The organism is Mucilaginibacter gossypii, assembly GCF_017569325.2.
Lineage (GTDB): Bacteria > Bacteroidota > Bacteroidia > Sphingobacteriales > Sphingobacteriaceae > Mucilaginibacter > Mucilaginibacter gossypii.
Genome location: NZ_CP071878.2, coordinates 6,301,881 through 6,315,719, shown reverse-complemented (window position 1 = coordinate 6,315,719; position 13,839 = coordinate 6,301,881). Strand labels below are relative to the sequence as shown.

General features: G+C 45.6%; 11 protein-coding genes. 5 read left to right on the top strand and 6 right to left on the bottom strand.

The genetic code is table 11. The features are described from left to right. Positions 1-16: 16 nt before the first annotated feature. From J3L18_RS27035 to J3L18_RS27015, 5 genes are all read left to right on the top strand, one after another. Positions 17-1,771, top strand: a complete 1,755-nt coding sequence (locus J3L18_RS27035; protein ID WP_208102373.1) for a PQQ-dependent sugar dehydrogenase — start codon at positions 17-19, stop codon at positions 1,769-1,771. A gap of 60 nt (positions 1,772-1,831) precedes the next feature. Further along, positions 1,832-3,505: a tetratricopeptide repeat protein gene (locus J3L18_RS27030; protein ID WP_091169688.1), complete on the top strand. Its 1,674-nt coding sequence runs from the start codon at positions 1,832-1,834 to the stop codon at positions 3,503-3,505. A 116-nt stretch (positions 3,506-3,621) separates the two neighbouring features. Beyond that, entirely contained in the window at positions 3,622-5,220 is a 1,599-nt protein-coding gene (locus J3L18_RS27025) for a S8 family peptidase (RefSeq protein WP_129571313.1), read from the top strand. A gap of 13 nt (positions 5,221-5,233) precedes the next feature. Next, a complete protein-coding gene (locus J3L18_RS27020; protein ID WP_262511183.1) occupies positions 5,234-5,929 on the top strand; it encodes a carboxylesterase family protein in 696 nt (231 codons plus the stop codon). After that, positions 5,845-6,741 carry a carboxylesterase family protein gene (locus J3L18_RS27015; RefSeq protein ID WP_262511184.1) on the top strand — a complete coding sequence of 299 codons (897 nt, stop codon included), beginning with the start codon at positions 5,845-5,847 and terminating at the stop codon, positions 6,739-6,741. Before J3L18_RS27020 ends, J3L18_RS27015 begins: the two co-directional genes overlap by 85 nt. A 446-nt stretch (positions 6,742-7,187) precedes the next feature. Here J3L18_RS27015 and J3L18_RS27010 read toward each other — a convergent pair whose 3' ends face one another. From J3L18_RS27010 to J3L18_RS26985, 6 genes are all read right to left on the bottom strand, one after another. Beyond that, positions 7,188-7,418, bottom strand: a complete 231-nt coding sequence (locus J3L18_RS27010; RefSeq protein ID WP_208102374.1) for a hypothetical protein — start codon at positions 7,416-7,418, stop codon at positions 7,188-7,190. 55 nt (positions 7,419-7,473) lie between these two features. Then, complete coding sequence (locus tag J3L18_RS27005; RefSeq protein WP_129571310.1) at positions 7,474-8,409, bottom strand: DUF6268 family outer membrane beta-barrel protein; 936 nt, start codon at positions 8,407-8,409, stop codon at positions 7,474-7,476. A 288-nt stretch (positions 8,410-8,697) separates the two neighbouring features. Then, positions 8,698-9,303, bottom strand: a complete 606-nt coding sequence (gene prfH / locus J3L18_RS27000) for a peptide chain release factor H (protein ID WP_223266276.1) — start codon at positions 9,301-9,303, stop codon at positions 8,698-8,700. Positions 9,304-9,314: 11 nt separating this feature from the next. Next, the gene (locus J3L18_RS26995; RefSeq protein ID WP_129571308.1) at positions 9,315-10,715 is read right to left on the bottom strand and encodes an RtcB family protein; all 1,401 of its coding nucleotides are present in this window, start codon (positions 10,713-10,715) and stop codon (positions 9,315-9,317) included. A 5-nt stretch (positions 10,716-10,720) separates the two neighbouring features. Continuing rightward, positions 10,721-11,452, bottom strand: a complete 732-nt coding sequence (locus J3L18_RS26990) for a hypothetical protein (protein ID WP_129571307.1) — start codon at positions 11,450-11,452, stop codon at positions 10,721-10,723. A 586-nt stretch (positions 11,453-12,038) separates the two neighbouring features. After that, positions 12,039-13,652, bottom strand: coding sequence for a glycoside hydrolase family 43 protein (locus J3L18_RS26985; RefSeq protein WP_129571306.1), 1,614 nt, complete (start codon positions 13,650-13,652; stop codon positions 12,039-12,041). Positions 13,653-13,839 lie beyond the last annotated feature (187 nt).

Here is a 13,839-nt window from a genome sequence, read left to right as displayed (position 1 = left end):
AACCTGTTCGTCTCAAATGAAAAATAAAAAAAACGCGACCGGCGTGATGCTGGTACTGTGTGCCCTGCTTATAGTCAGTTTTAAAAACATCGGGAATAACACCGTCCCGCCAGCTAAGGATACTGCCACCAATGGCGGCTTATTCCTGCCCGGCAAATTTAAAGCGGTTGTGGTGGTGGATAGTTTGGAAGGCCGCGCACGTCACATCGCGGTGAACACCAATGGCGATATTTATGTAAAACTCCGCTTCCCCGATTCTATCGGCGGCAACGTTGCCCTGCGTGATACTAACGGCGATGGACGGGCAGACATCATTAAAAAGTTTGCCAATTATGAAGACAAAGGTCCCTATGGCACAGGCATGAGGGTACATAAAGGATACCTGTACTTCAGCTCGGAGGCAAATGTTTATCGAACCAAATTAAATCCGCAAACATTGGTACCCGATGCCCCGCTCGAATTGATTTTGCATGATGCTACCGCCCCGCATGAGCATGACGCTAAGCCATTGGCCTTTGATAATGCCGGGCACATGTACGTGGCATTTGGCGCGCCCTCAAACGCCTGCCAGGAGCAAAACAGGGTGCCCGGTTCAAAAGGGATCAAGGGCTGCCCCTTGCTGCAGCAATATGGGGGCATCTGGCAGTTTGATGAGGCTAAACCTAATCAAGTACAGACCGATGGTATCCGTTATGCCACAGGTATGCGCAGCGTTGTTGCTATGGACTGGAATACTGCCGACAATTGCCTGTATGTGGTAGCCCACGGTCGCGACGACCTGCGTCTGCAGTTCCCTAAAATATTCAGTGCCTGGCAAAGCGCTGTGCTGCCTGCTGAAGAGTTTATTAAAGTAAAAAAAGGCACGGATGTAGGCTGGCCATACTATTATTACGATCCTATTAAAAAGAAAAAACTTCTGAACCCCGAATATGGCGGCGATGGCATAAAAGCAGGCTACGGCGCTAAATACACTCAGCCTATTATGGCTTTCCCAGCGCACTGGGCCCCCAACGACCTGTTTTTTTATACCGGCGATCAGTTTCCGGCAAGATATAAAAACGGGGCTTTTATTGCCTTTCATGGTTCAACCAACAGATCGCCTTACCCACAGGCTGGCTTTTTTGTATGCTTTGTACCCTTTAAAAACGGCAAACCTTTTGGGCAATGGGAAGTTTTTGCCGATGGCTTCACCGGAAAAAACACGGTAGTAAGCGTAAGTGACGCGGCTTACCGGCCAATGGGGCTGGCCATGGGGCCCGATGGTTCCTTATACATCAGCGAAACAGAGGAAGGAAAGATCTGGAAAATTTCCTACACGGGTAACAAAGCCGGGTTTGGCAAGGCCGAACTTGCCAAAATGGAGCTCCGTAAAAAACTGCCGGGTTTCAGATTGCCCGATGTTTTAAAGAGCGATTTGCAAACCGGCATGCTCAAAGGCGGCGCTAAAATTTACAATACCTATTGTGCCAACTGCCATCAAAAAAATGGCCGCGGCGATGGTAATATGATCCCGCCGCTTAGCGGATCGGAATGGGTAACCGGTGGTAAATTTATGGAAAAAGACCTCGCTATAAGGGTACTGCTTAATGGCCTCGATGGGCCGATCAAAGTCAAAAACAGGCCTTACAACAGCGCCATGCCCAAGCATAACTTTTTAAGTGATGCTGATATCGCGTCGGTACTCACTTACATCCGCAATAACTTTGGTAATAACAGCAGCCTGGTTACTGCGGCTGAGGTAAAAAAGGTAAGGGCCGAGCTGGGTAAATAGGATTAAGCAGGCAACCCATTTCCATTTTTTAATATTAACCGGATATGCTATTTTTATAGCATGACCTTATCATTCAAACCAATAGCTTTTTGGCTGTTTATTTTAGGACCCTTAACCACCTGGGCTTTAGTACCGGCGGATACTTCCAGTAAAAAAATTTCTGTACCAATAACCGCACCTGGTTATCAGATCAGCGACTATGCATCCTATTTAAAAGAGGCTATCACCTGTTTCAGGCAAGACAGCATTGATAAAGGAATGATGTTGCTATCCAAAAGCATTAAAAACATCACTTTACAAAAAGATGTAACGCGGATCATGCCCTATCAGGGCTATGAAGTTTTTAGCCTTGTTAAGGATATTGCTGACAATAGCAATCTTTCGCCTGCGGAAAAACAGCTGGGGAAAGATTTTTTTAAACTGGTATTCACATCACAGCCCAGCGATAAAAATGCCGATAAAATTTTAGACGGCTTTTTAAAAAATGCTCCTAATACCGTTTTTGCTAAACGATTAAAATTACTTACCGCGTCATTTAAAGGAAAATCGGCTTTGGGCACTGAATTGAACCGGTTGCTAAAAGACAGTCCGGAATTGATTTCGGCCAACACAATGAAAGCAGAAATGCTGTTTGATGAACATAAATACCGGGAATGTATAACGTATTGTGATCAAATATTGGCGGTATGGCCACAGTATGCCCATGCATACCAGATGCGGGCTAAGTGCTATTATAATCTTGATGAGGTTGACAAGGCGATAGCTGATTACAACCAGGCCATTAAATTTTTTCCGGGCTATTTTGTACTTTATTATGACCGGGCCGACTGCCTGATCGATCTTGAAAAATATAAGGAAGCAGCAACTGATCTGCGATTGACATTACAGTTAAAGCCCAATTATAGTTGGACTTACTACAACCTCACCAGGTGCTACAAAAATATGGATATGCCTGATAGCGCCCTTTATTTTATCAATCTGCATATTAACCAAAATGCCGACGATGGTGACGGCTATAACCTGAAAGGCGATATTTATTGCGACAGAAACGAATACGAAACAGCAATCAGTCTTTACACACAGGCCATCAACCTGGAACCCGACCGACGGACTTTTTATGTTGATCGCGGCGACGCTTATTATTACGCAGATAAATTGGATGATGCCATAAAAGATCTCCAAAAAGCTATCAGCATTGATAAATCATATCCTTTTCCATACGACAGGATAGGTGATTGCTACTATCAGAAAAAGCAATATGAAACAGCCATAACTTATCATCAGAAAGCAGTAAAGGCCGACCCGACCTATAAATACGCCTATGTAGGGCTCAATTTAAGCTATACGCAATCGGGTAACTACCTGGCAGCTATTGATGCCGCCAAAAAAGCAATAGCTATTGACAGCACTTATGCCAATGCATTGGGGAACCTGGGGTGGTCATATTATTGCGCTGGTAAATTTGATGACTGTATAAAATACTCTTACAAGGCGCTGAAATACCAGGATGACGCCACTTACGCCATGTTTAATATAGCGCTTGCCACACTTGCAAAAGGCGAAACAGGCAAAGCGAAACAATTGTATACAGGTTTTATAAAAACCTGCAAAGAAAAGAAGTATGAGATAAGGGATGGTGCCACCGACGATTTACGGGAACTGATCAGGAAAAAGGTTTATGTAGCAGAATCAAAATTTATAATTGAACATATTTTTGAGCAAAAAGTAGAGTGATCAGAAAAATATTTTTTCCTGAAAACGTGTTAAAATCACCAAACCCGCACATTTTTTAAACAATTAAAAACCTACTTTAGAGTTTTTGTACTTATAAACTATTACTGAAAGTATTAATGATAAACAATTTTCCGCTTAAAAAGCTTGTGCTGGTAGCCGGGCTTTGCTTACCTGTATTCACTTATGCGCAGGATGCTCCAAAAACTAAACCTAACTGGCAAAACCTTGATCTTAAAACCGATTCTGTATTTGGGATCAGTACCGAAAAAGCATACAATGAACTGTTAAAAGGCAAAAAACACGTTACAGTGCTGGTAGCCGTAATTGATGGGGGTATTGATGTGGACCATGAGGACCTTAAAAAGGTGATCTGGAACAACCCGCAAGAAACCGCCGCAAATAAAAAGGATGATGATAAAAACGGCTATGCCGATGACATACATGGCTGGGATTTTATTGGCTCGGCCAAAGGGGATGTACATTATGATAACCTGGAGCTAACTCGCCTTGTACGGATCAACAACGCCCGCTTTGCCAAAGTTGACAGTACTAAACTTACCGGGAAAGACCTTGCCGATTTTAAAGCATACAGCGCTATGAAAGCTGATATGGATAAGCAGGTTGCCAAAGCACAGCAAACCTATACGGTGATCAATAAATTCAATACCCTGCTTGATGGGGTACTGACCAAGCTGGGCAATCAAAACCCAAGCCTTGATGACATCACCAAATTTGAGCCTAAAGATAATGGCGAGGCCTATGTTAAACGTGTATTGGTAAGCGCCCTGCCTTCGTTTAAAAATGTAGCCGAGTTCAGGGAGAAAGAGGTAAACGGCGGCTTAACTCACTTTAAAGAGCAGTTGGATTATCACCTCAACCTTAATTTCAATTCAAGAGATACCGTGGGCGATAACTATAACAATGCTAATGAGCGTTTTTATGGCAATAATGACGTAACCGGCCCGGATGCTGATCATGGCACCCACGTTGCCGGGATCATTGGCGCGATACGGGATAACAACCTTGGTGTTATGGGTGTGGCCAATGATGTAGCTATCATGTCGGTACGTACAGTGCCTACCGGCGATGAACGCGATAAGGATGTAGCAAATGCTATTCGTTATGCTGCAGCTAACGGCGCTAAGGTCATCAACATGAGCTTTGGCAAAAGTTACTCATACAATAAAAAAGCGGTTGATGAGGCAGTAAAATTTGCGTTAAGCAAGGATGTGCTGCTGGTACATGCCGCGGGTAATGACAACAATAACACCGAAGTTGAACTGAACGTCCCTAACCGTATTTATGAAGATAAAAGCGGTGTAGCCGGTGCCTGGATAGAAGTTGGCGCGTCGGGCCCTAAAGACGATGAAACGCTGAAAGCGTCCTTCTCCAATTATGGTAAAACCAGTGTTGATGTGTTTGCACCGGGTGTGGCCATCAATTCAACCACACCAAAATCAGCCTATGCCGAGCATGATGGTACCAGTATGGCGGCACCGGTTGTAACCGGCCTGGCAGCGCTCATCCGTTCATATTATCCAAAATTAACGGCTGTACAGGTTAAGGACATCATCATGAAATCGGTAGTGAAAATATCACATAATGTGGAGATTAAAGATGGGGAGACAAAAAAAGAAGTTCCGTTTACCGATCTTTGTGTAACCGGCGGCGTGGTTAATGCTTATAACGCGCTTCAGCTGGCTGCCACTTATTAAGATCAGCCATTTTATGAAAAATATCACCCGCCTGATTCCGGTTTACACGTTTTTACTGGGCATATTTTTAGGTTTTACCACTTCTGCCCAAACAGTTGTAACCAAGGGATCAGGTGGTTGGATAAAAGGTATCGAAGAAGGGCCAACCCTGGTGTTTAAAGGCATCCCGTATGCTAAACCACCGGTTGGCCCTTTGCGTTTTATGCCCCCTCAGCCCATGACGGCATGGAAAGATACGCTTTCGTGCGAAAAATTTGGAAGCCCGGCATCACAGGGCGGCGGCGCAGGCGGGCTCAAAGGCAGTGAAGACTGTCTATCTTTAAACGTTTATACACCAACAACAGCAAGGGACGCCAGGTTACCGGTACTGGTATGGGTACATGGCGGCTCGCTTACAGGCGGCTCGGGTATGGGGATGAACGGCCACGCTTTTGCCGACGATGACAGCGTTGTTACCGTTACCATTAATTATCGCCTTGGTGTTTTCGGCTTTATGTATTTGGGCGATGTAAACAAAGCTTACCAATCATCCGGAAATAATGGCCTGCTCGATCTGATCATGGCGCTGAAATGGATCAGGCAAAATATTGCGGCGATGGCGGCGATGCTTCGAAGGTTACCGTCATGGGCGAATCGGCAGGCGCTAAACTCACCAGTGCCCTGTTGGCAACACCGCAATCCAAAGGCTATTTCAACCAGCAGATTTTAGAAAGCGGCGCCGTGCAATGCATCCGGGATTCTGTTACGGCTAAAGGCATCAGGCAGCGGCTAATGACCGAGCTGGGTGTTAGCAAACCCGCCGACCTCCTCAAAATCTCCGCCGAAAAACTTATTGCAGCACAGGCAAAGATCAGCAATGGGGCACAGGGCACCAACTATTTTGGCCCGGTGATAGATGGCGCGGTGATTTCGCAGGATCCATATCAATATATCCTCAAAAACACAAATGATAAAGTACGCTTCCTGATCGGTACCAATAAGTTTGAAAGTAAAATGTTTATGAATTTTGATAAACGCCTCAACCACCCCGATAGCACCGTGCTATATGGTTGGTTTGGTGATAATTACCGTTATATTTTATCAAACTTTGAAAGTGAGGCTAAAAATTGCAATGCAGATAGCGCTGCCATAAAAGTACTAACCCAATACATGTACCAGATGCACAGCTACCGGCTGGCTAACACATTAGCGCAGGCAGGCAGCCATGTTTGGATGTACCGTTTTGATTACAAGCGCGATGGTACCGGTGCAACCCATGCCGATGAATTAGGCTATGTTTGGTTTTTACCTAAACAAAATAATTTTAACGATACAGAACTTAAGCTCGCTAACCAAATACACCAAACCTGGGTAAACTTTATAAAAGGCAAAGCTCCGGGCCAGGTTAATGATAAGCAATGGCCTCATTTTGTAGCCGGCGAAAATAATATCATGGTTTTTGATACCGTTTCGGGACCAACGCAGCTTACCGATATTTACAACGACAGGGCCCATCCTTCTTCCTGCTTTGTGCTGAAATAATTGCCCTGGATGCAGTTTAAAATGGTTTGATAAAATCTTATTGAAAAAGCCGTCATTGCGAGGAACGAAGCAATCCCCAGTTAGCAGAGTTGCTCCGTATAGTTCGGGATTGCTTCGTTCCTAATAATGGCATGATTGTAAGCTATTGATTATTAAGTATATTTTTCGATTGATTTTATAGATTTGGGCGTTGCCTGCGGCCCGGGCTTTACGTTACAAGTCCTCGCTTTTCCCGCCCGCAATCCCAACCCACGCTGTGGGCTTTACACTGCAATCCCTAACGCGGCCCACGCATAATATCCCTAAAATATATTTTACATGTCATAACGGCTTTTTTCAGGTTGCCTTGATGCTTTCTCAATAACGCGTTTCATCTGTTTTTTTAACAGCTTTTCGGGTTTATTTGACAAGCGAACAGGAATACAAGCATTATAATCCGGGTATGTTTATTCGAGCGGCTGGCACTTGTAGCCATAATCTTTAAGGATGCCCACGACCGATTGCGGAGAAACATCCGGGCCCTCTATCCTCAATACTTTATCACAATCTTCCAGGTCAAAATTTACACTGCTATTGGTAATGCGTTTTTGAAGCAGGCCCACCAATTTTGCTGCCTGCGCCGGATCCTCAACATTTGTTTTAAAAACCTCGACCATTGAATTAATAGCTGTTCCCATTGCTGCGGTTGATTAATGTTATACATTGAGAAGAAATACCTGCACCTGCTCCGGGTTAAAACCGGTAGCTGATCCCTGATTCGACGGTAAAGCCGGTCTTTTTCAGTTCGGCCAGGTGAACGCGTTTGTTCAGGTCGTTAAATGGTGCCCAGTTAACTTTTTGATCTTTGTTGTACAAGTCAAGCTGTTGCACAAAATTGTAACCACCGCTTATTTGTACCGAAAAGTTTTTAGCCAGCTGGTAATTATAAAAAAGCGTGTTTTTATACTGCTGTACCTGTAAATAATTTGACCCTGTTTTTTTTGATAGGCGATACGAGCCCCCGCCAATACCAAAGTCGCTGCTGAAGCCAATGATACTTTTATCGTTGAGCTGGTACTTTAATTTTTCGGAAACGGGCAGGGTGCCGCTAAGGCTTAGTTTTTCGCTGATCTGCCATTCTATCCCGATAACCGGCAGCAGTATCGTACCAAAAAACTGCCGTGAATAACCCGCACCAACAGCGTAGGAAAAGGTTTTAGACTTACGGATCTTGAGCATGGCAAAGCCTGAATATAGCATGTCTTCGCCCGAAACATCTTTCAGATCGGATGATAAGGTAGGGATTGCTGATACCAGCAGCGCGTACTTTGCAGAAAACGATTTTTGAAAAGTGATGGGTACCGAAATAGAATAAAAATCAGTACCGCCGAATGATTTTCCTGTTCCGGATAAGGAAAGCCCGCTGTAACTAACGCCGGCAAGTAAAAAATCAAGCTTTCCGTCCCTGAAATTATTTATCAGCGGTACGTTGACCGAAGCATTCACTTGCCTGATGTTCATGTTTTTATTTTTAACGGTAAACGGCGAGTAGGAGTAACCGGCGTCAAATGATCCGATTTTGGGCTTAAATACTGAATCGGCATTGGTTGCCGTTTTTTGCTGGGCGCCTGCAGTAAATTTAAACGAAATTAAAAAGATAACAAGATAGATCAGGAATGTTGCTTTCATAGCATTTGTGTTGTTAAGACGATTATTAAAATTTGCCTCTTAAACACGGCTGAAGCATTTTACCCTCATTGCTGTTGATGATATTTTTTTAAAAGTGGATTTGGATGGGTGGGGGTGTATAAAGAGTAAATGATTCAAAATTGCGGCCAAAGTAAAAAAGCGACCTTCAAGTTGAAGACCGCTTTTTTTATCAGATGGAGAATATCAGAGTGTTCAAAACCTCTAAAACAACAGCCAAACGCCGTTTTGAGGCTTTTACGAAAAAACCCGGTTGCTTTTGCCGCCTGTTTAAATTACTGCCCTGATGGTTTTAACCGGATTACCACGCTCCAGGGCGTTATGCTCCTGCCATTGGCTTTGCTGTTGCTCTATCAATTGTTCTGTTTGCCAGATTAGTATTTTGGCTTCCAGCCGGGCTAAACAAAGCTTTTTGTTTTCGAGCTGCGACCGGGTATCCATTGCCATAACTTGCAGTCCCGATGGTAAATGGGTTCCCCGAACCGCGGTTTCCACCTTGTTTACATTTTGACCGCCTGGCCCAGACGAACGACAGGTTTCCAGCTTTACATCTTTAGGGTTCCATTGCATCAGTTCCTTTACGTCAAAAACAGATACGCCCACAAACCAGTTTTTACGTTTATGGTATTTTCGATACGGACTTTGCGCTATCCATTGTATAGTGCCGTTCCATTCTTTTACAAAGGCATCCAGGTTATTACCTGTAGCCATCATCGTAGCAGATAGTAAAGTGCCGTTTAACCCGCCGGCTTTGTTTTCCAGTACTTCAAGCTGAATGCCTTGCTGTTTGGCTTGCTTCAACATCAGGTTTTGTACGCGGGCTACAACCCGGCAGCATTCTGCCGGGCCTTTGCCTGAAGTGATTTGTATCATCATCTTTTTCATCACTACTCCTTATTCATCCGAACGATACGTGGATAAAACTTACCCTGGATATCAACCAGGTCGCTTTGTACCGCCATTACGGCCTCGATATCCTCATAAGCTAAGGGGTTCTCTTCAACGGTACCGCCAATTAAGGTTACACCTGCATTGGTCAGCAACTTTTTCATGGCCGAAACCGTCATGCTGTCCTTAGCCTTTTGCCTGCTCATGGCCCGGCCGGCACCGTGCGATGCAGAATATAAAGCATTACTTGTGCCTTTGCCCGATACCAGGTAAGCCGGCGTAGTCATGCTGCCGGGGATAATGCCCAGCTCGCCTTGATGTGCCGGTGTCGCGCCTTTGCGATGAATAATAACCTCCCGGCCGTCAGCCAATTGATCTTTCCAGGCAAAATTGTGGTGGTTTTCCACCACGTGCAAAGCTTTCAAGCCTAAAGCCTTTAACAGGTTGGCGTGTATGCGCTCGTGACAAGCTTTGGCATAATCTCCGGCCAGGGTCATGGTTAACCAATATTCCTGGCCCGCCTCACTGTTCATATCCAACCAGGCCAGTTGCTGTGCGTGGCGCGGAAGTTTGCAGGTATTCATGGCTATCTGCGTGTACTGCCTCGCTATTGCCGAACCTAAACCCCGGCTGCCCGAATGTGTTAACAAGGCCGTATACTTTTTAGCGGGTAAACCTAAAGCGTTATCAGCCAAAAGTTCGATCTCGCCAAACTCCACAAAGTGGTTTCCGTTGCCCGAGGTGCCTAATTGCCGTACCGCCTTACTCCGCAGCGGTTTCAAAAATGGGACCTCATCAAATACCCTGCTATCCAGCACTTCATGCTCCTGCCTTACATCCAGGCCTCCTTCCATACCAAAATGAGTATGATTTTTTAAGGCTTGTTTAATTTGATATTCAAACCGTTTTAGAAAACCGTCGCTCTCATCGATAATTGACAGCGCCATGCGACAACCAATATCCATACCTACAGCATAGGGAATTACCGCGTTGTTTGCAGCGAGTACGCCACCAATAGGCAAACCAAAACCCATGTGCGCGTCAGGCATTAATGCACCTTGAACGCTTACAGGCAGCATATTAGCCAGCTCCATTTGTTTTTTGGCCGATTGCTCAATGCCCATGCCACCGTAAGTTTTGCAGTACACCGGTTCATCACGCAGTGCAAACGCTTTAAAGGATGGTGCATCCGTTTTGCCAATTACCTTTTCGGCTATCTTGCTTGTTAGCACATCATCCAGAAATGCTTCCGGATCGTTCTTAATATCTACCAAAAGGTCCAGTAGCTGCTGCTTACTATGGTGCTTGAAATTTTTAGACATTATACCAATAACCAGGCTTCGCAGCTGATCATTATGATAACCTATTTTACTTAAATCTTTTGTTCTTAAATTGCCCATGTGGGTTATGTTTCTAATTCCGGGTAAGCTTCTTTACAGGCATACCTTGGTGTGTTTTTAAATTTGTTAATGTATTTTGGCCGGTCGTTAAACTCATCTTTCCAGCGATAGCTCCGGCCACGGGTTAACAGGTTGATGCGCGGCCACAAGTGGTTGTTATCAATGTGTTCGTCTATCCACGCTAATTCCCTTTCAATATCCGCATCGATCATTTTAGTATGTGTTACCATATGCGGCGCTACCTTTAGCACATATCGCCAGGGCTCGGCAAACACGTATTTCACCTCGGTACGGTAGGTTTTAACATCAAAAGTTTCAACACGGGTAAAGCAAGTCTTTTCCTGTTCGGTTAAATTGATCCTGTTGATATCCCAGCTATGCTGCGACAATTCACGCAGCATTTGCGGTTTGGCCTGGTACACATAACGTTGTTTGCGTCGTTTTTTCCGTTTGAAGGATTTGTCCTGATGATACTCAACCGTGTTAACTTTCATTAGCAAGGCTTCATAAAAGTCCTTCCCCGGGTTATGCTTCAGGTCATCCCGTAACACAAAAAAACGTTTCCAGCCACGTTGATACGGGTGTTCAAGCGCAACCATAGGCAAAAGCCTTCTTTGCTCACTTAGTTCATCACGCCGTTTGTACAGATGTATCAGTTGTTTATCCCGACCGGTTTTAACGAGCCGCCTTTTGCGCCGTGCCGATTTGATACAGCGCGGCCATTCATGTGTGTTCATCACACTTTCATTTAATTTTCCTGAATTTGATTTTTGATCTCAGTTCGTCCTTGAGTAAGGATATACCCTTGTTAGAGCGCTCAAAAAATCCAGTGAATTTGGGGGCAGGCAAAATAATGCACAGGTTACTGACGCAACCGTTTAATTATTTAATAAAAACAGGGTTTGCCTGCCTTGATCAGGCAATGAGCGAAAGGGGCGATATGTAGATTTGCTCTGTCATGATTCCTTGATATTTAAAAGATTAACAAATCAGGAATTGGATGCAAAGATAGAATTTAATTCGAAATATCAAGAGGCGGCTATTTAGTTTGCAGGTTTGGGCCGCAAAGTGGCTACAATTTCCATCGCCAGCGCTTGTTGCTTATGATTTAAACTGCGCGTATCTATTACCATAGAATTGTAAAGCATACCTGGCGAATTATCAACTTTCGACTTACCGTCCAGGATTGCGCGGCGGCCGGGGCCGTGGTCAATATACTGTAACCGAGTAATAATTGCAGTGCAAATCTCAGGCGGATCATCAGGTTGGTGCGGGTTAGGCGTGTTATAGGGTCAGTTTGTCTGCTCTCTGTTTGGATCTGTTTTAATGGGAATATTGATAGTGCAGGTAATCAACATCAATAAAACCGGCATCTTGCAGGTCGTTAAAACTGTAGATGGCCAGCCTGTCGCCCCTGTATGATCCCCATCTTAACTGATAGGTTTCACCAATGGGTTTAAAATGCCTGCCATCCGTGCTGTACGTAAAATTACTTTTGCCATCCAGGCCCCACACTGTGCGTAACCAAATGTTATTGCCCTTGATGATGGGGCCGTCGGTTACTGCATTTTCAGTAAAAAACTGCAACTGTTTACCCCGGCTGGTTTGCACTACACCGGCCGCCGCATAATGGGGTGCTCCAAAGTGCGATAGCCCGGCGCGCTGGCCGTTAGCCATGCCGCTCAGGTCAATTTTAACGGTGGCCTCGCTGGCGTTGGTGCGGTAGCAGCGCTGGGTTATGGTGTTGCCGGCATACAGCAAATCGTTTTTGAGCGGTTTGAAGGCGTGCAGCCTGAGCCAGCCTTTCCTTTGGGTTAGGGACCATTTGTCGGCGCGGGGCTGGTAGTTCCATTCCCACTGTGGGCCCGGCATACTGCCGGTAAACTCATCCGAGCTTTGCGGAACTACCCGGCCGGTGCCGGTTACGGGCATGGGGGCCTGCCACACCATTTCGCCAAGGCCCGCAGCATTAGGCCGGCCAATGATAGGCCAGCCATTAGTCCAGGTTACAGGTAACAGGCTCAATATCCGGCCCGACCAATCGCCCGAGCCATGGTGGGTTAAAAAGTACCACTTACTGTCAGTCGTTTGCACTAATCCGCCCTGGTTGGGTTCGTTAAATTGCGGCTGACCTTCGCTCAATTGCTGCGGGCCTTCGTAAGGGCCCCGGATATCTTTGGCCCGCTCCATCATGAGCACCCTTACGTTGTTGCGCACCTCGCTGAAAAGGTGGTAATAATAGCCATTAATTTTGTACAGCTTGTTTGCCTCGCTGCCCTGCGACTGGTGGATCACCTTGTCGCTTTCCCGGTCAATAACAGAGCCATCGGCCGACATTTTAAACAGGTGTATTTTATAGTTGTCGGCAAACCTGGTGCCTATCAGGTAGCCCTGGCCGTCATCATCCCAAAACGGGCAGCAGTCGTCCCAGCCTTTTTCGCTCAGTACATGTTTTAAAGGTGCCCAGGGGCCTTCGGGCCGTGTGGCCGAACTCATAAAATAGCCCTCGTCCGGATCACCGAAGTAGATCCAGAAACGGTTGTTGTGATAGCGTATGGCACCCGCCCAGATCCCACGGCCATAACGGTCCATCCTGGTGTAATTCATAGCGGGCGAAATCACCGAAATATCGTTGACGGCGTGGCCCAGGATGCGCCAGTTCACCATATCCTTAGAGTGCAGGATCACAAAACCAGGCGAATACTGAAACGTAGAGGACACGGCATAACAGTCAGTACCCACCCGGATGCAATCCGCATCGCTGTAATCACCAGGTAAGACAGGGTTACGGTAAGTACCGTCGGGTTGGTCGCCCCAGTGAGTCCAGTTGCCCCATAGCGGAGCTACTTGTTTAGGCTGGCAACTGGCTTTATTAAAACAAAGCAGGGCTGAAACAAGGCCAGCAATAATGGGCGCAAAAGAAATATTACCGAACATAGTATTAAAAAATCAGGGAAAGCTTAGTTTTCATTTATCAGGTTTAAAAATCTGTAACATCGTAACCAGTTTAAACAAAGTTTATAATTGCACCTCAGTTGACCCGGCTTATCAAGTCCTGTAAAAATCCGGGCTTTTAGACCGCAGGCATACCAAAATTGATGGTGCAACCAGCAGATATGATCAC